The organism is Aromatoleum evansii (assembly GCF_012910805.1).
GTDB lineage: Bacteria > Pseudomonadota > Gammaproteobacteria > Burkholderiales > Rhodocyclaceae > Aromatoleum > Aromatoleum evansii.
Window position 1 is genome coordinate 23,753 of record NZ_WTVK01000050.1, and the last position, 16,522, is coordinate 40,274.

General features: G+C 67.3%; 16 protein-coding genes. 4 read left to right on the forward strand and 12 right to left on the reverse strand.

What is annotated here, in order from left to right:
• Positions 1-5: 5 nt before the first annotated feature.
• From GO615_RS21060 to GO615_RS21070, 3 genes are all read left to right on the forward strand, one after another.
• Positions 6-524, forward strand: a complete 519-nt coding sequence (locus tag GO615_RS21060; protein ID WP_169131728.1) for an acyloxyacyl hydrolase — start codon at positions 6-8, stop codon at positions 522-524.
• An 88-nt stretch (positions 525-612) separates the two neighbouring features.
• A complete protein-coding gene (locus tag GO615_RS21065; protein WP_169131730.1) occupies positions 613-1,488 on the forward strand; it encodes an AEC family transporter in 876 nt (291 codons plus the stop codon).
• A gap of 17 nt (positions 1,489-1,505) precedes the next feature.
• The gene (locus GO615_RS21070) at positions 1,506-2,216 is read left to right on the forward strand and encodes an alanyl-tRNA editing protein (RefSeq protein ID WP_169131732.1); all 711 of its coding nucleotides are present in this window, start codon (positions 1,506-1,508) and stop codon (positions 2,214-2,216) included.
• Between the two features lie 16 nt (positions 2,217-2,232).
• On the opposite strand, the gene GO615_RS21075 is transcribed toward GO615_RS21070, so the two are convergent.
• The 10 genes from GO615_RS21075 to GO615_RS21120 all read right to left on the reverse strand — a co-directional run bounded on the left by GO615_RS21075 (position 2,233) and on the right by GO615_RS21120 (position 12,707).
• Entirely contained in the window at positions 2,233-3,006 is a 774-nt protein-coding gene (locus GO615_RS21075) for a slipin family protein (RefSeq protein WP_169131734.1), read from the reverse strand.
• The gene (locus tag GO615_RS21080) at positions 3,003-4,433 is read right to left on the reverse strand and encodes an NfeD family protein (RefSeq protein WP_169131736.1); all 1,431 of its coding nucleotides are present in this window, start codon (positions 4,431-4,433) and stop codon (positions 3,003-3,005) included. Before GO615_RS21080 ends, GO615_RS21075 begins: the two co-directional genes overlap by 4 nt.
• A gap of 241 nt (positions 4,434-4,674) precedes the next feature.
• Complete coding sequence (locus GO615_RS21085) at positions 4,675-5,949, reverse strand: nitronate monooxygenase (protein ID WP_169131737.1); 1,275 nt, start codon at positions 5,947-5,949, stop codon at positions 4,675-4,677.
• A gap of 154 nt (positions 5,950-6,103) precedes the next feature.
• Positions 6,104-7,384: a sulfate adenylyltransferase subunit CysN gene (gene cysN, locus GO615_RS21090; RefSeq protein WP_169131739.1), complete on the reverse strand. Its 1,281-nt coding sequence runs from the start codon at positions 7,382-7,384 to the stop codon at positions 6,104-6,106.
• 419 nt (positions 7,385-7,803) lie between these two features.
• Positions 7,804-8,739 carry a sulfate adenylyltransferase subunit CysD gene (gene cysD / locus GO615_RS21095; protein ID WP_169131741.1) on the reverse strand — a complete coding sequence of 312 codons (936 nt, stop codon included), beginning with the start codon at positions 8,737-8,739 and terminating at the stop codon, positions 7,804-7,806.
• 8 nt (positions 8,740-8,747) lie between these two features.
• A complete protein-coding gene (locus GO615_RS21100; RefSeq protein ID WP_169131743.1) occupies positions 8,748-8,909 on the reverse strand; it encodes a hypothetical protein in 162 nt (53 codons plus the stop codon).
• Positions 8,910-8,913: 4 nt separating this feature from the next.
• A complete protein-coding gene (locus GO615_RS21105; protein ID WP_169131745.1) occupies positions 8,914-9,684 on the reverse strand; it encodes a phosphoadenylyl-sulfate reductase in 771 nt (256 codons plus the stop codon).
• A complete protein-coding gene (locus GO615_RS21110; protein ID WP_169131747.1) occupies positions 9,681-10,214 on the reverse strand; it encodes a DUF934 domain-containing protein in 534 nt (177 codons plus the stop codon). Before GO615_RS21110 ends, GO615_RS21105 begins: the two co-directional genes overlap by 4 nt.
• A complete protein-coding gene (locus GO615_RS21115; RefSeq protein ID WP_169131749.1) occupies positions 10,207-11,889 on the reverse strand; it encodes a nitrite/sulfite reductase in 1,683 nt (560 codons plus the stop codon). Before GO615_RS21115 ends, GO615_RS21110 begins: the two co-directional genes overlap by 8 nt.
• Positions 11,890-11,927: 38 nt before the next feature.
• A complete protein-coding gene (locus GO615_RS21120) occupies positions 11,928-12,707 on the reverse strand; it encodes a sulfite exporter TauE/SafE family protein (protein ID WP_169131751.1) in 780 nt (259 codons plus the stop codon).
• Between the two features lie 106 nt (positions 12,708-12,813).
• Between GO615_RS21120 and cysB the strand changes: the two genes are divergently transcribed.
• Positions 12,814-13,755 carry an HTH-type transcriptional regulator CysB gene (cysB, locus tag GO615_RS21125; RefSeq protein ID WP_169131753.1) on the forward strand — a complete coding sequence of 314 codons (942 nt, stop codon included), beginning with the start codon at positions 12,814-12,816 and terminating at the stop codon, positions 13,753-13,755.
• A 54-nt stretch (positions 13,756-13,809) separates the two neighbouring features.
• On the opposite strand, the gene GO615_RS21130 is transcribed toward cysB, so the two are convergent.
• Both GO615_RS21130 and GO615_RS21135 read right to left on the reverse strand, forming a co-directional pair.
• Positions 13,810-14,784, reverse strand: a complete 975-nt coding sequence (locus GO615_RS21130; protein WP_169131755.1) for an asparaginase — start codon at positions 14,782-14,784, stop codon at positions 13,810-13,812.
• Positions 14,785-14,806: 22 nt separating this feature from the next.
• Positions 14,807-16,489, reverse strand: coding sequence for a cation:proton antiporter domain-containing protein (locus GO615_RS21135; protein ID WP_246262395.1), 1,683 nt, complete (start codon positions 16,487-16,489; stop codon positions 14,807-14,809).
• Positions 16,490-16,522 lie beyond the last annotated feature (33 nt).

A 16,522-nucleotide genomic window follows, 5' to 3' on the forward strand; every position in this document is an offset into this window, starting at 1 on the left:
ACCGAATGAAATTCCTGGCGTGCGTGGCGACGGCGGTACTGGCGGCGGGAGGCGCGTTGGCCGCGGAGCCCGCGGTCAGCGTGTTCCACGGCGAGCATGACAATTACGAGCGCACGGGGCTGTCCGTGCGCCTCGGTCCGCTGTGGGGCGCCAACTGGGGGACGTGGCATGCCGGTGTGCATCCGGAGCTGGAATTGAGCCGCTTTCATTACAGCGGTTCGAGCCGTGGTCCGAACACGCTGAATCAGGCCGGCGCAGTCGGCCTGCTGCGCATGGTGCGCGGCCAGGGCAACTTCCAGCCCTACGCGGAGTTGGGCCTCGGTGCCGCGCTCCTGAGCCGCACCGATCTGGGGCCCAAGGTGTTCTCGACGGCCTTCCAGTTCTCGCAACATGCCGGACTGGGTATCGAGTTCGCGGGGCGCTATACGGTCGGCTGGCGTTACTCGCATTATTCGAACGGCGACGTCGAGATGCCCAACGACGGCATCGACCTGCACCAGTTGGTGATCGGCGCAAGTTTCTGAGTCTCCTCCTGTTTGTCGCGAGGGCCCGGTCGGGCCCTTTTTCATCTTTGCCGTTCCGCAGCGTATCCGCTGAGCTTGCCGGTCTTTCATGCTGATCCGCATTGTCGCCATCCTTTTTCCGCTGTTCGCGCTGACGGCGCTCGGCTACTTCGTCGGCAGGCGCATGCGGCCGGACCTGTCGCATGCCAACAAGCTCAACATGGACGTCTTCATCCCGGCGCTGGTGTTCGCGGCGCTGGCGAACAAGGAATTCCGCATCGCGGATTTCAGCGTGCTGGCGGTTGCGACGTTGGTGATGGTGGTCGGCACGGGCGTGGTCGGCTACGTGCTTGCGCGTTTCTCCGGCGTGGCGCCGAAGACCTTCGTGCCGCCGATGATGTTCAACAACTCCGGCAATCTGGGGCTGCCGACGGCGGTGCTGGCCTTCGGCGACGCAGCGCTGGCGCCGGCGGTGGTGATGTTCATGGTGTCGAACCTGCTGCACTTTTCATTCGGCGCGTGGTTGCTCGACCACCGCATCAAGGTGTGGACGGTGTGGCGGGTGCCGTCGGTACTGGCGACCTTCGCGGGCCTCGCGGTCGGGGCCGCCGGTATCGAGGTGTGGCCGCCGCTGATGCTCGCGATCAAGATGCTGGGCGACATCTCGATCCCGCTGATGTTGTTTGCGCTGGGCGTGCGCCTGACCGATTCGCGCATCGCGTCGATCGGCCTGGGCCTGTACGCCGCCATCGCGCGGCCGGTGGCGGGAATGCTGCTCTCGTTCGCGGTGCTGCAGTTCTTCGACCTGCCGCCGCAGGAGCGTGCGCTGGTCATCGTCTTCGGCGCCCTGCCGCCGGCTGTGCTGAACTACATCTTCGCCGAACGCTATCATCAGGAACCCGAGGCGGTTGCCTCGATGGTGCTGATCGGCAACGTTGCGGCGGTGGTGTTTCTGCCGATTGCGCTGGCGATGGTGTTGCCCTGAAATTTCCGGAGATCCGCATGACCGAAGCGCTGTTCCGCCTGGATGCCTACGCCCGTTCCTGTACCGCGCAGGTGCTCGCCGTCGACGCGAACCGCGTCGTGCTCGACCGCAGCGTGTTCTACCCGACCGGTGGAGGGCAGCCGGGGGATTGCGGGGTGCTGATCGGGCCGGACGGGACGCGCGTGCCGGTCGCCGAGGCCGTCAAGGGCGAAGGCGGGACCGTCTTGCATGTGCTGGCGGAGGGCGCGAGTCCGCCGGCGGTCGGTGCCATGGTGAGGGCGGAGATCGACTGGGAGCGGCGTTACCGGCTGATGCGCTATCACACCGGGCTGCATCTGCTGTGCGCGGTGGTGGCGGCGCCGGTGAGCGGCGGGCGCATGGCCGAGGACAAGGCGCATCTCGATTTCGACATCGAGATGGACAAGCTCGATGCGGCGCAGATCGAGGCGTGCCTCAACGCCCTGGTCGCGGCCGACACGCCGGTCGAGGCGGGCGAGATCAGCGAGGCGGAACTCGATGCAAACCCCGGACTGGTGAAGACCATGTCGGTGCAGCCGCCGCGCGGGCACGGCAGCGTGCGCACGATCCACATCCCGGGAGTCGATCTGCAGCCCTGCGGCGGCACGCACCTGCGGCGTACCGGCGAGGTCGGGGCGCTGAAGGTCGTGCGCATCCGCTCCGAAGGCAAGCGCAACAAGCGCGTGACGATCGCCTTCGCAGGGGAGTGAGTCCGCTGCGGCGCACTCAGGCCTGGGGCGGGCGCGACTGGCCGTCGAGCAAGCCCTTCAGCAGGTCTACCGGGACGGGAAAGACGATCGTCGAGGCCTTGTCGCCGGCGATCTGGGTGAGGGTCTGCAGGTAACGCAGCTGCATCGCGGCGGGCTGGCGCGAGAGCATCTCGGCCGCCTTCATGAGGCTCTCGGCGGCCTGTTTTTCGCCTTCGGCGTGGATCACCTTGGCGCGCCGCTCGCGCTCGGCTTCGGCCTGGCGGGCGATCGCGCGGATCATGCTTTCGTTGAGGTCGATGTGCTTGATCTCGACGTTGGCGACCTTGATGCCCCAGCCGTCGGTCTGCGCGTCGAGGATCTGCTGCACGTCGAGGTTGAGGCGTTCGCGCTCGGCGAGCATCTCGTCGAGTTCGTGCTTGCCGAGGACCGCGCGCAGCGTGGTCTGCGCGAGCTGGCTGGTGGCGACGAGGTAGTTCTCGACCTGGATGATCGCCTTCTGCGGGTCGATGACGCGGAAAAATATGATCGCGTTGACCTTCACCGAGACGTTGTCGCGCGAGATCACGTCCTGGCTGGGCACGTCGAGCGTGACGACACGCAGGTCCACCTTGACCATCTGCTGGATGCCGGGAATCACGACGATGAGGCCGGGGCCCTTGACCTTCCAGAAGCGGCCGAGCATGAAGACGACGCCGCGTTCGTATTCGCGCAGGATGCGCAGGGAGCTCGCGACGAGGGCGACGAGCAGGAGCAGGATGGTGCCTAGGCCCAGGTTGAGGTCGAAGATCATGGCGGACTTCCTCCACGGCGATTGGCCGGATCGGCGGTGAGCGGCTCGACGAGCAGGGTGAGGCCGTCGAGCCCGGTGATGCGCACGCGGTCGCCCGGTGCGAGTGGCGAAGCGCTGCGCACGCGCCAGGATTCGCCCTGTGCGAGGGCCCATGCGCCTTCGGCGGTGACGGTGGTGACCGTTGCGATCGTGCCGGCCATCTGTTCGCGGCCGCTGACGATGGGCCGCCGGCGCGTGCGCGCGGCGAAGCTGCCGACGGCGCCGATCACCAGTGCGCTGGCGATCGCAAGGCCGATCAGGAAGGCGAGCGGGATGCCGAAGCCGGGGGCCTCGGTGTCCATGAGGAACAGTCCGCCGACGACGAAGGCGACGATGCCGCCGACGCCGAGGGCGCCGAAGCTCGGCAGGAAGGCTTCGGCGAGCATCAGGATGGCGCCGAGGGCGAGCAGGGCGACGCCCGCCCAGTTCACCGGTAGGAGCTGGAAGGCGTACAGCGCGACCAGCAGGCAGATCGCGCCGGCGACGCCGGGCACGCCGAAGCCGGGGCTGGTGAATTCGAAGAACAGGGCGTAGATGCCGATCATCATCAGCACCAGCGCGAGTTGGGGATTGGATAGCAGGGCGAGCAGGCGCATGCGCCAGTCGGGTGCGATCTGGGTGACGGTGGCGGCGGCGGTGGACAGGCGTTGCGTGCGTCCGTCGCCGAGTTTCACCTCGCGGCCGTCCAGTTTCTTCATCAGTTCCGGCAGGTCGGCGGCGATCAGGTCGATGACGCCTGCGGCGAGCGCCTCTTCGGAGGACAGGCTGGCGGCCTCGCGCACCGCGCGTTCAGCGAAGTCGCCGCTGCGGCCGCGCAGTTGCGCAAGGCTGCGCAGGTAGGCGGCGGCGTCGTTACGGACTTTTTCCATCATGGAATCGCCGATGCCCGCTGCGTCGCCGGCCGAGTTGCCGTCCCGTTCCTTGGTGTTGTCGTCCGCCTTGTCCTTGCGCGTCGTGTCGTCACCCGGCTTGCCGCCGGGCATTCCGATCGCCACCGGCGTCGCCGCGCCGAGGTTGGTCGCCGGTGCCATCGCCGCGACGTGGCTGGCGTACAGGATGTAGGTGCCGGCGCTCGCGGCGCGTGCGCCTTCGGGGCCGACCCAGGTGACGATGGGGAGCGGCGCGGCGAGGATGTCCTTGATGATCGCGCGCATCGAGGTGTCGAGGCCGCCGGGGGTGTCCATTGCGAGCACGAGGAGGGCTGCTTGCCGCGCGTGTGCGCGGCGGAGTTCGCGTGCGAAGAAGTCGGAAGTCGCCGGCCCGATGACGCCGTCGATGCGCAACACGACGACCTCGCCGCCCGTCGTTGCGGCGGCGGGGCGGTTGTGCAGCAGGAAGCCGAGGATCAGCAGTGCGAGCGCGAGGAGCGCCCATATCGTTCTGCGCATACGCATTCCTGGCGCCGGAACGCATCCGGTGTGCGGCATGCACGAAGCATCCGATCGTATGAGTGCGGGGCGGTGGCGAGCGTTCCCGCGAACGACGCGGGCGGATCGGGATTTGTGTGCGGGAAGCGTGCGGGGACGGAGCGTGCGTCGTAGCGGGGCGTTGCAGATGCACGAAGGGCGTGGCCGCCGATGTGGCGGGCACGCCCTTCTTGATCGTGCTGCCGGCCGGAGCCGGCGGGGATCAGGCGGACTTGGCCGGTTCGCAGGCTTCGACCGCAGGCAGCGCGATCTTGTTGTCCTTGCTGTACTGGTAGTCGTGGAAGATGTGCTCGGCGGAGAGGATCTGGTAGGTGCCGTCGGCGCGCCGGTGCGTGGTGTCCTTGAGGCGGTAGGTGAAGTGGCCGCAGGTCCAGCAGTCGAAGTTGCGCATGTGCGTGCACAGGCAGGTCTTGTCCATCACCTTGAGCCGCTTCGCGTCCGGGTGCAGCGCGAGTTCGCGGTTGTAGGCGTTGATGTAGGCGCAGTTGCCGTTGCCGTCGAGCAGATAGCCGTAGGCTTCGCAGTTCGGGCGGATGCCGGAGCCGATCGAGGGGCTGCTCTTGAGCATGCGCATCGGGTAGCCGGTGGGCGAGGTGTTGTTGACCTCGATGTCGTCTTCGTTCGCGCCGAAGTAATGCTGTTGCACGTCGGGCGGCAGTCCGCATTCGTGCGACACGGTGAAGCGGGTGGCGACCTGTACCGCGGCGGCGCCGGCTTCGAGAAAGGAGACGCCGTCGCTGCCGGTGAAGATGCCGCCGGCCGGAATCAACGGGATGTCGAGCTTCTCGGCGATGAGGTATTCGCGGATCTCGGCGACGATGGTGTGGAGGTCGTACTGCGCCCAGTCCATGCCGAAGCCGAGGTGGCCGCCGGCGAGCGGGCCTTCGACGACGACGAAGTCGGGCAGGCGGTTGGTGCGCGCGGACTTGCGCAGGAAGAGTACGAGCGCGCGCAACGAGGAGACGATGATGCCGAGTTTGACGTCACGGAAGCGCGGGTGGTCCTCGATCAGGCCGAAGGAGCCCAGGTGCAGGCCGGCGGCGAGGGTGATGCCGTCGATGCCGGCATCCATCGCGGCACGCAGGCGCACGCGCAGCGTCTCCTTGGGGCCGTTCATCGTGAGCTTTTCCATGCAGTTCATGAAGATCAGCCCGTCACCGCGCTTGCGCTCCATGGTGCGCGTGACGTGCGTCTTCTGGGCTTCCTCGAGCAGGCCGAGGTCGAACTGCACTTCCGACTTGTTGGTGTTGGCGACGTTGTACTTGTACTGCTTGAGCTTGTCGCGCACGTACTTGGTGTCGTAGCGGCGGTCGCTCACCGTCGGGATCATCGCGTCGGAGATGTGGCCGATGCCGCCGAGGCGCGCTGCTTCGAGGGACAGGTCGGACGTCGAGATGTCTACGCCCATCCCGCCAATCATGATCGGTACGTATTCCCTGCTCCCGAACCGCAGGCGGAAATCATCGAGACATTTCATATGTGTCTTCTACATTGCGTTGCTGTGCCGGACAGCAGACAAATCGGCAAGGCGGGATTTTCCCACAGCCGGGCCCGGAAAGGGAAAAGCGCTTGCACCCCGGCCGTCGAATGGACGGTCGGGGTGCGCGTGTGCGGAGCTGCGGGCGCGCCGTTCAGCCGATCATGCCCGCGCCGACGGTGTTGTTGGTGCTTTCGTCGATGATGATGAAGGCGCCGGTGGCGCGATTCTCGAGGTAGGGGTCGGCGAAGATCGGTTGCGCGAGTTTGAGCGTCAGGCGGGCGATATCGTTCATCGCGAGCGCGGTCGCGGGTTCCTGTGCGAGCGTGTTCACGTCGAGCCGGTAGTCGATCTTGGCGACCTTGGCCTTCACTTCGCGCGTGGTGTGGCGCAGGAGGTAGGTGCGGGCGGGCGACATGGGCGTCTCGGACAGCCAGCACAGGGTGGCGTCGATCTGTTTCAGTTGTTCGGGCTGTTCGCTGCTCTTGACGATCATGTCGCCGCGCGAGATGTCGATCTCGTCGGCGAGCAGCAGGGTGACGGACTGTTCGTGGATCGCGCGCTCGATGCTTTCGCCGCCGATCTGGATGTCCTTGACGGTGCTGCTGCGGCCCGAGGGCAGGACGGTGACGGCGTCGCCGACCACGATCTCGCCCGATTCGACGCGCCCCATGAAGCCGCGATAGTCGTGCAGCTCGGGGTTGGCGGAATCCTGCGGGCGGCAGACGAACTGCACGGGGAAGCGGAAGTCTTCGGCCTGTTCGGTGTGGGCGGCGGGCACGTTCTCGAGGACTTCGAGCAGCGTCGGACCGTCGTACCAGCCGAGGCGCTCGCCGCGGTCGACGATCATGTCGCCGTTGAGGGCGGACAGGGGGATGAAGCGGACGTCCTTGATGCCGAGCTTTTCGGCGAAGACGAGGTAGTCGGCCTTGATGCGTTCGAAGGTGGCCTGGTCGTAGTCGACGAGGTCCATCTTGTTGACCGCCACCAGCAGATGCGGAATGCCGACCAGGCTCGCTAGGTAGGAGTGGCGGCGGGTCTGGGTGAGCACACCCTTGCGCGCATCGACGAGGATGATGGCGAGGTTGGCGGTGGAGGCAGCGGTCACCATGTTGCGGGTGTACTGCTCGTGGCCCGGGGCGTCGGCGATGATGTACTTGCGCGTGCCGGTGGAGAAGTAGCGGTAGGCGACGTCGATGGTGATGCCTTGCTCGCGCTCGGCCTGCAGGCCGTCGGTGAGCAGCGAGAGGTCTACCGCGCTCATGCCGCGCTTGGCGGAGGTCTTCTCGATGGCGTTGAGGGTGTCGGCGAGGATGGTCTTGGTGTCGAACAGCAGACGGCCGATCAGGGTGCTCTTGCCGTCGTCGACGCTGCCGCAGGTGAGGAAGCGCAGCAGGCCGTGGTCGGTGTCGGGCAGGTTTTCGAGGGCGGACATGGTTTTGATTCCTTCAGATCTTTCGAGAATTCTGTTTGCTGCTTGATTCGTTGATTCTGGCCGGTGCTGCTAATCCGCCGGCGCCGCGCGGGGTATTCGCTCTGCGGCTGCGGAACTCGCGCAGCGGCGCGCTTCCGCGCCTGCGCTCAGACAGTCCTCGCCGCGCCGCGAACACCCCGCACGTCCCCGGCTACGTTCCGGGTTGGCGAAGGGCTGGGTTCAATACGCCTTTGCCTTTAACGTTCCGCCTGCACAGAGCAAGAGCTGGGCGGGGTGTTTGCGGAGCGGCGAGGACTGTCTGAGCAGACAGCGCGGACGCGCGCTGTACTGCGAGTTCCGCAGCCGACGGAGCAAATTCCCCGCCCGGCTCGATTAGCACCCCGCACTTCATGCAGCCGAAGACCAAATTCGGCTTGTGCTTAGAAATACCCTTCCTTCTTCCGCTGCTCCATCGAGGCCTCCGAGGTCTGGTCGTCCAGACGGGTGGCGCCGCGCTCGGTGATGGTGGTGGTGGCGGTTTCGATCACGATCTTCTCCACGGTGTCGGCGTCCGACTCCACGGGCGCCGTGCAGGAGATGTCGCCAACGGTGCGGAAACGCACCTGCCGTTCGACGATCTCCTCTCCGGCCTTGGGCAGGTTGGTCAGTTCGCCGGTCATCAGCGGCACATTGACCGGCACGATGGCGCCCTCGCGGATGACCACCGGGCGCCGGTGGGCGAAGTAGATCGACGGCAGTTCGAGCTTCTCGCGCTCGATGTACTGCCACACGTCCATCTCCGTCCAATTGCTGATCGGGAAGGCGCGGATGTTCTCGCCCTTGTGGCTGCGCGCGTTGTACAGGTTCCACAGCTCGGGGCGCTGGTTCTTCGGGTCCCACTGGCCGAACTCGTCGCGGAAGCTCATGATCCGCTCCTTCGCGCGGGCCTTCTCCTCGTCGCGGCGGGCGCCGCCGATGCAGGCATCGAAACCGAATTCCTCGATCGCCTCGAGCAGCGTCACCGACTGGTGCTTGTTGCGCGACTCGTTCTCGTGCTTCAGGACGACTGTGCCGCGCTTCATGGAGTCTTCCACCGAGCGGACGATCAGCCGCTCGCCCAGCTCGGCGGCGCGCTTGTCGCGGAACTCGACCACTTCCCTGTAGTTGTGGCCGGTGTCGATGTGCATCAGCGGGAAGGGGAAGCGGCCCGGGCGGAACGCCTTCTCGGCGATGCGCAGCATGCAGATCGAGTCCTTGCCGCCGGAGAAGAGCAGCACGGGGTTCGCGCACTGGCCGGCGACCTCGCGCATGATGTGGATCGCCTCGGCTTCGAGCCAGTCGAGGTGGGTCAGGGTTTGACGGGTCAGCGTGGACATCTTGGTTCTCAGTTACTGGTGTTCTGGGCGCGCAGCGCGCGCACTGCGGCCTTCATGCCGGCACGCAGCGCCGACAGGCGGCGGCGCAGGCTGGGGCGGGAATAGGGCGCCGCCGGCGAGTGGCGGAGGGTGGCGGTTTCCTGCTGCTCGGGTTCCGGTCGGTGTGTCATCGTGTCAGCCCTTCTTGACGTGTAGCCCGCATTCCTTGGAGGTCGGGTCCTCCCACCACCAGCGCCCGGCGCGGATGTCCTCGCCGACCGCGATCGCGCGGGTGCAGGGCGCACAGCCGATGCTGGGGTAGAACTGCTCGTGCAGCGCGTTGTAGGGGACTTCGTGCATGCGGATGTAGGCCCACACCTCGGTCTCGGACCAGTCCGACAGCGGGTTGAATTTCACCAGCCCGTTGCCCTCGTCGAACTCGCGCGTCGGCAGGCCGGTGCGCGTCGTCGATTGCGCGGCGCGCAGGCCGGTGATCCAGGCCTTCTTGTCGGCGAGCGCGCGCTGCAGCGGCTCGACCTTGCGCATGTGGCAGCAGGCCTTGCGCATCTCGACGGATTCGTAGAACGCATTGATGCCATGCGTGCGCACGTAGGTCTCGACGGCGTCGGACTTCGGGAAGAAGACCTTCAGGCGCGTGTCGTAATGCTGCTCGACCTCGCCGATCAGCGTGTAGGTTTCGGCGGGAAGGCGGCCGGTGTCGAGGGAGAAGATCTCGATCGGCTGCTTCTCGCGCAGGATCAGGTCGGTGAGCACCATGTCCTCGGCGCCGAAGCTGTTGGCGAAGGTGATCTCGCCCGCGCTGCCGAATTCGGCGACTGCCGCGCGCAGCAAGGCGAGGGCGGCGTCGGTCTTCGTGCTGACGGCGTCCACCAGCGCCTCGGTCAGCTCGGGACGGATCGCCGCGTTCTTCGCCGCCGGGCGCAGCATGCTCACCGCGCCGCTCATGCCTTCGCTCCGGCACGCGCGATGCGGCGGAACATCGGCTGCGGATGCAGCACCGAGGCCTGGTAGGGCTCGCTGTAGTCGCCGATGCTGGCGATCGCGGCGTCGAGCTGGGCGTCGGTGTAGCGGTCTTCGCGCGGCTGCAGCGTGTCGAAGCCGCAGCGCGCGAGGTAGTTGAACTGGTCGCGCAGCACCTCGCCGAAGGCGATCAGCTGGCCGGTGTAGCCGTAACGGGTGCGCAGCAGCACCGCGGTCGAGTAACCGCGGCCGTCGACGAACTTGGGGAAGTTCACCGCGATCACCGGCAGGCGGGCGATGTCGGCCTCGAGCGCCTCGGGGCCCTCGCTGCTGGCGAACCACACGCCGACGTCGGCGCGTGCGGCCAGTTCCTCGCGGCGCGCGAGCCAAGTCGCGAGCGGCACGATCACGCGGCCGGCGGGCACGCTGAGGGCTTCGGCCTCTTCGCCTTCGGCGACGGTGAGGATCTGCCAGTCGCTGGTGACGATACGGCCGTTCTGGATGACTTTAGACATTGGCAACCTTCTTGTGGGGCTGACGTTCGGCATATACGCGGGCCTTGAACGGCTCGAGGCCGATGCGGCGCACGGTGTCGATGAACAGTTCGTCGTCGTGGCGTTCTGCGACGTAGGTTTCGATGATCTCGGCGATCACGTCGGGCATCTCGGCGCGCGCGAAGGACGGGCCGATGACCTTGCCGAGCGAGGTGCTGTTGCCCTGGCTTCCGCCGAGCGTGACCTGGTACCACTCCTCGCCGTTCTTATCGACGCCGAGGATGCCGATGTGGCCGACGTGGTGGTGGCCGCAGGCGTTCATGCAACCGGAGATGTTGATCTCGATGTCGCCGATGTCGTGCAGGTAGTCGAGGTCGTCGAAGCGCTCCTGGATCGCCGCGGCGATGGGGATCGACTTGGCGTTCGCGAGTGAGCAGAAGTCGCCGCCCGGACAGCAGATGATGTCGGTGAGGAGCCCGATGTTGGGTGTGGCGAGGCCGGCCTTGCGGGCGAGCTGCCACAGCGTGTAGAGCTCGGACTTCTTCACGTCGGCGAGCACGAGGTTCTGTTCGTGCGTGACGCGCGCCTCGCCGAAGCTGAAGCGGTCGGCCCAGTCGGCGACCAGGTCGAGCTGCTCGGAGGTGATGTCGCCCGGCGCCACGCCCGGCTTCTTCAGCGACAGCACGACCGACGCGTAACCTTGCTTCTTGTGCGCGCGCACGTTGCGCTTCACCCACGCGGCGAAGGCGAGGTTCTCTGCGATGTGGTGGTGATAGCCGGCGTCGTCGGCCGGCAGGTCCTCGTACGCGGGATCCTCGAAGAAGTCGGCGACGCGGTGCACCTCCTCTACGGTCAGCGTGTTCGGTCCGTCCTTGAGATGCGCCCATTCCTCGCGCACCTGCCAGCGGAATTCGTCGATGCCGAGCGCGCTGACGAGGATCTTGATGCGTGCCTTGAAGCTGTTGTCGCGACGGCCGTAGCGGTTGTACACGCGCAGGATGGCTTCGCAGTAGCTGATGATGTGCTGCCACGGGATGAAGGACTCGATCTCGCGGCCGATGATCGGGGTGCGGCCGAGGCCGCCGCCGACGAGGACGCGGAAACCGATCTCGCCCGCCTCGTTCTTCTTCAGGTCGAGGCCGATGTCGTGAACCTGGATGACTGCGCGGTCTTCCTTCGCGCCGTTCACGGCGATCTTGAACTTGCGCGGCAGGTAGGCGAATTCGGGGTGGAAGGTGGCCCACTGGCGCAGGATCTCGGCCCACGGGCGCGGGTCGATGAGCTCGTCGCCCGCGACGCCGGCGAAGGGGTCGGAGGTGAAGTTGCGGATGCAGTTGCCCGAGGTCTGGATCGAGTGCAGCTGCACCGTCGCGAGCTCGGCGCAGATCTCGGGGATCACTTCCAGCGGCGCCCAGTTGAACTGGACGTTTTGGCGCGTCGTGAAGTGCAGGTAGCTCTTGTCGTAGGTGCGCGCGAGGTGCGCGAGCTTGCGCAGCTGGCGGCTCGCGAGATGGCCGTAGGGGATGGAGATGCGGTACATCGGCGCGTGGCGCTGGATGTACAGGCCGTTCTGCAGGCGCACGGGACGGAACTCGTCGTCGCTGAGCTCGCCCGCGAGGTGGCGGCGCATCTGGTCGCGGAATTGCGCGACGCGCTCATCCACGAGTTTCTGGTCATAGGCGTCGTATCGGTACATCGCGTCTCTCTCGTTGAATCCGTATGTGTTGTCGCGGCTCAGTGGCTGACCAGCTTGGCACCGACCAGGACCAGCATCGTCGCCAGGATCGGGCGCAGCACCCGGTCCGGCACCTTGGTCGAAATATGGCTGCCGAGCCAGATGCCGGGCAGCGAACCGACGATCAGGCTGCCGAGCAGCAGCCAGTCGACGCTGCCGAGCATCCAGTGGCCGATGCCGGCGACCAGCGTCAGCGGCACCGCGTGGGCGATGTCCGAGCCGACGATGCGTAGCGCGGGCATCGTGGGGTACAGGAAGAACAGCGCCGTCACGCCGAGTGCTCCTGCGCCGACCGACGAGATCGACACCAGCACGCCGAGCACCGCGCCGGTGAGCACGGTCAGGCGGGCGGTGCGCGTCGGGTTGGGGGTGCCGCCGAAGCGTTTCACCGCGTAGGTCTGGATCTGCTTGCGGAAGATGATCGCGACCGCGGTGAGCAGCAGGGCGACGCCCAGCGCCACCTTGATCAGCCCCGCAGCGCCGTCGATACCGCCCGGGGCGAAGGTCCCGACCAGCACCAGCGTCAGCGCAGCGGCCGGGATGCTACCGGTGGCGAGGCGCCTTGTCACGGTCCAGTCGACCGTGCCCTTCATGCCGTGCGCGAGCGTGCCGCCGGCCTTGGTGATCGCCGCATAGAGCAGGTCGGTGCCGACCGCGACCGAGGGGTGGATGCCGAACAGCAGCACGAGCAGCGGCGTCATCAGCGATCCGCCGCCGACGCCGGTGAGTCCGACGATGGCGCCGACCGCGAACCCGGCGACTGTGTAGGCAAAGTCCATGAAAACGTTCCCCTTGTATGGTGCGGTGCATCGTATGTGCGGGGCACAGGATCAGAAAGATGGTTTGCGTTAAACTTTAAGAAGTTTTGGTTATAAAGGGGTGGCGATGAACCTCCAGCAGCTGCGTTACATCCATGAAGTCGCGCGCCGCGGGCTGAACGTCTCGGAGGCGGCGGAAGCGCTGTTCACGTCCCAGCCGGGCGTGTCGAAGCAGATCCGGCAGTTCGAGGCGGAGCTGGGGGTCGACATCTTCGTGCGCCACGGCAAGCGCCTGGTGGACGTGACCGCGCCGGGGCGGCAGGTGCTGGCGATCGCCGAGCGCATGCTGCGCGACGCCGACAACCTGCGCCAGGTCGGGGAGGAGTTCACCAACGAGATCGCGGGCGACCTGTCGATCGCGACCACCCACACGCAGGCGCGCTACGTACTGCCGCGCGTGATCCGCGACTTCATGCAGCGCTTCCCGCAGGTGAAGCTGTCGCTGCATCAGGGCAGCCCGCGCCAGGTGTGCGACATGGTGATGTCGGGCGAGGCGGACATCGCGATTGCGACCGAGGCGATCGCCGAGTACGACGAGCTGGTGATGCTGCCCTGCTACCAGTGGAATCGCTGCATCGTGGCGACGCCGCGCCACCCGATCCTGAAGGAGCATCCGCTGACGCTGGAGGCGATCGCGCGCTATCCGGTGATCACCTACGACGATGCCTTCACCGGACGCAGCCTGATCAACAAGGCCTTCCTCGGGCGCGGGCTGCGGCCGAACGTGGTGCTGACGGCGCTGGACTCGGACGTGATCAAGACCTACGTGGCGATGGATCTGGGCATCGGCATCGTCGCGCGCATGGCCTACGATCCGGCGAGCGACAAGGCGCTGGGGATGGCGGACGCCGCGCATCTCTTCGAATCGAGCACGACGCGCGTGGGGCTGCGGCGCAACGCCTACCTGCGCGGCTACGTGTATGCGTTCATCGAGCTGTTCGCACCGCACCTGACGCGGCGGATGATCGATGTGGCGCTGGCGGGCGGCGGCGAGGACTACGGGATGTAGCGGGCGGCCGCGGGTCGCCCTGCAGCACCGTCGCCGAGGCGACGGTGCCCGCGCTCAGCCGGCGTCGCCGAGGAGGAGGTCGAGCAGGGCGGGATCGCCTGCGGCGAGCGCCAGCATCAGCGCGACGCGTGCCTGCGAGGCCGGCAGCTCGCCCGCGGCCCGCGTGCCGAGGCGATCGTCCAGCGGCTTGCGCCCGACCGGCCCCATGCCCGCGCGGGAGGCGCGGATCACCGCGATGCCACGCGCGACGGCGGCGGCGAGCGGCGCTTCCCAGGCATCGGGCAGACTGCCGTTGCCGGGCAGCGCGAGCACCAGGCCGCGAGCGCCGTCCGCAATCATGACATCGACGAGGGCGGGCGGCGTGCCGGCGCCGACGTAGAGGACGTCGACGCGTGGCAGCTCGGCGAGATCGGGCGGGAGTTCCACACGCGCGCCCCCCCCGGCCGGCGGCGGGGTGAAATAGCGCAGCGGGTCGGTCTGGCCGATCGCGCCGGCGTTCGTGCCGGCGAAGGCGTCGACGCGGTGGGTCTCGCACTTCCTAACGCCGCGCGCGGGGTAGATCGCGTCGCCGAAGCTCACCAGCACGCCGCGGCCGCGACTGTCCGGGTGAGCGGCGACGCACGCGGCGTTGTAGAGGTTCATCGGACCGTCGGCGGACAGTGCCGTCGCGGGGCGCATCGCGGCGGTGAGGACGACGGGTTTCGCAGCGGCGAGCGTCAGGTCCAGGAAGGCCGCGGTCTCTTCCAGCGTGTCGGTGCCGTGCGTGATCACGATGCCGTCGATCGCAGGACCGTCCAGCAGGGCGCGGACACGGCGGCCGAGCGTGAGCCAGTGGGCCGGCCGCATGTCCTTGCTGTCGAGGCTGAAGAGCTGTTCGGCGCGGATTTGCGCGACGTCGGCGAGCGGCGGCACGGCGGCGAGGAGCGCGTCGGCGCCGAGTGCGCCGGCGGTGTAGCCGGTGGTGTCGGTGGCAGATGCCGCGGCGCCGGCGATGGTGCCGCCGGTGGCGACGAGGGCGAGGGTGGGCATGGGGATCTCCTTGGGGCTCGGATCAGCCGGTGCGGAATACGGCGATGCGGCGCGCGCGTTCCTGCTCGAGCAGGCGGGTCGCGACGTCGCCCGGGACGCCCAGCGTTTCGAACACCGAGCCGGCGAGTTGCAGTCCGGACTCCAGCGTTTCGGGAATCACGACGGTGGCGCCGGCTTCGCGCAGGGCCTGGGCGTGGGACTCGTCGCGGGCGCGGGCGGCGATGCGGATGCTGGGGGAGGTCGCGCGGATGCCCTTGACGGCATGCAGCGCCGCGGCGGTGCGGTCCATCGTGAGCACGACGGCGACGGCGCGTTCGAGGTGCAGGCGGCGCAGCAGCTCGGGGCGGCTCGCGTCGCCGAAATACACCGGCGCGTCCTCGGTGCGCATCTGCTTGACGAGCTTCGCGTCGGATTCCAGCGCGAGGTAGGGGATGCCCTGCTCGGACAGCAGTTCGCCGATGAGCCGGCCGACGCGGCCGTAGCCGGCGATGATCACGTGGCCGCTGAGCTGCTCGAGCTGCCGGTCTTCCTCGAAGACGGGTTTGCCGACGCGTGCGTCGATGCTGTTGCCGAGTTTGCGCCCGAGCAGCGTGAGGGGTGGCGTGATGAGCATGGACAGGCCGACGACCAGCAGCATGAAGTGGCCGACCCCGGGATCGATGAGTTCGAGGCCGAGCGCCATGCCGATGACGATGAAGGCGAACTCGCCGCCCTGGCCGAGCATGATGCCGCCTTCGGTGGCGCGCCCCCAGGACAGTCCGAAGAGGCGGAACAGCACGATCAGGATGAGCGATTTGATCGCGAGCACACCGATCACCGACAGCGGCAGCAGCAGCGGCTTGGCGAGGATCGCGCTGATATCGATGCCCATGCCCACCGACATGAAGAACACGCCCATCAGCAGGCCCTTGAAGGGCTCGATGGTGACCTCGACCTCGTGGCGAAACTCCGTCTCGGCGATCAGCAGGCCCGCGAGCAGGGCGCCCATCTCCATCGACAGGCCGGCCGCCTGCGTGAGCACCGCGACGCCCAGCGCCGTCAGCAGGGTGACGGCCATGAACGATTCGGACTGGCGGCTGGCGGCGATCTGGTGGAAGAGCGGACGCACGACGCGGCTGCCGATGAAGTAGATCAGGCCGACGGTGATGACGCCCTTGAGCGCGGCGACGGCCATCAGCGCGAACACGCTGTCGCCGGATTTCTGCCCCAGCACCGCGACCAGGACCAGCAGCGGCACGACCGCGAGATCCTGGAACAGCAGCACGGAGAAGGTCGCCTGGCCGAGCGGGCTGCCGAGTTCGCGCCGTTGCGTGAGGAGTTGCATCACGACGGCGGTGGAGGAGAAGGAGAGCACGAGGCCGAGCACGACGGAGGATTCGATGCTGTTGCCGAAGGCGTAGGCGATGCCGCCGATCGTGATCGCCGACAGGCCGACCTGCAGGTGACCGAGCCCGAAGACGAGGCGGCGCATCGCCCACAGTCGGTCGACGGACATTTCCAGTCCGATCATGAACATCAGGAAGATCACGCCGAACTCGGCGAACACGGCGACGTCTTCCTGGCGCGAGAAGCTCAGGTAGCGCAGCCACGGCGCGCCGTCGGTATGCTGGCCTAGCAGGGCGTTGAAAATCTCGTCTTCACCTTCGGTTTCCAGCTTGCTGGAAAAAAATCGACATTGAAAAGCGCGCGCCTGCCCCGTGATCATTCCGATTCAAGCGGACTTTTCCGTCGAGCGTGC

Bases quoted from the DNA above. Each gene is read 5' to 3' on its own strand.
- GO615_RS21060 (WP_169131728.1), top strand. From the start codon at position 6: ATGAAATTCCTGGCGTGCGTGGCGACGGCGGTACTGGCGGCGGGAGGC.
- GO615_RS21065 (WP_169131730.1), top strand. From the start codon at position 613: ATGCTGATCCGCATTGTCGCCATCCTTTTTCCGCTGTTCGCGCTGACG.
- GO615_RS21070 (WP_169131732.1), top strand. From the start codon at position 1,506: ATGACCGAAGCGCTGTTCCGCCTGGATGCCTACGCCCGTTCCTGTACC.
- GO615_RS21075 (WP_169131734.1), bottom strand. From the start codon at position 3,006: ATGATCTTCGACCTCAACCTGGGCCTAGGCACCATCCTGCTCCTGCTC.
- GO615_RS21080 (WP_169131736.1), bottom strand. From the start codon at position 4,433: ATGCGCAGAACGATATGGGCGCTCCTCGCGCTCGCACTGCTGATCCTC.
- GO615_RS21085 (WP_169131737.1), bottom strand. From the start codon at position 5,949: ATGAAATGTCTCGATGATTTCCGCCTGCGGTTCGGGAGCAGGGAATAC.
- cysN (WP_169131739.1), bottom strand. From the start codon at position 7,384: ATGTCCGCCCTCGAAAACCTGCCCGACACCGACCACGGCCTGCTGCGC.
- cysD (WP_169131741.1), bottom strand. From the start codon at position 8,739: ATGTCCACGCTGACCCGTCAAACCCTGACCCACCTCGACTGGCTCGAA.
- GO615_RS21100 (WP_169131743.1), bottom strand. From the start codon at position 8,909: ATGACACACCGACCGGAACCCGAGCAGCAGGAAACCGCCACCCTCCGC.
- GO615_RS21105 (WP_169131745.1), bottom strand. From the start codon at position 9,684: ATGAGCGGCGCGGTGAGCATGCTGCGCCCGGCGGCGAAGAACGCGGCG.
- GO615_RS21110 (WP_169131747.1), bottom strand. From the start codon at position 10,214: ATGTCTAAAGTCATCCAGAACGGCCGTATCGTCACCAGCGACTGGCAG.
- GO615_RS21115 (WP_169131749.1), bottom strand. From the start codon at position 11,889: ATGTACCGATACGACGCCTATGACCAGAAACTCGTGGATGAGCGCGTC.
- GO615_RS21120 (WP_169131751.1), bottom strand. From the start codon at position 12,707: ATGGACTTTGCCTACACAGTCGCCGGGTTCGCGGTCGGCGCCATCGTC.
- cysB (WP_169131753.1), top strand. From the start codon at position 12,814: ATGAACCTCCAGCAGCTGCGTTACATCCATGAAGTCGCGCGCCGCGGG.
- GO615_RS21130 (WP_169131755.1), bottom strand. From the start codon at position 14,784: ATGCCCACCCTCGCCCTCGTCGCCACCGGCGGCACCATCGCCGGCGCC.
- GO615_RS21135 (WP_246262395.1), bottom strand. From the start codon at position 16,489: ATGATCACGGGGCAGGCGCGCGCTTTTCAATGTCGATTTTTTTCCAGC.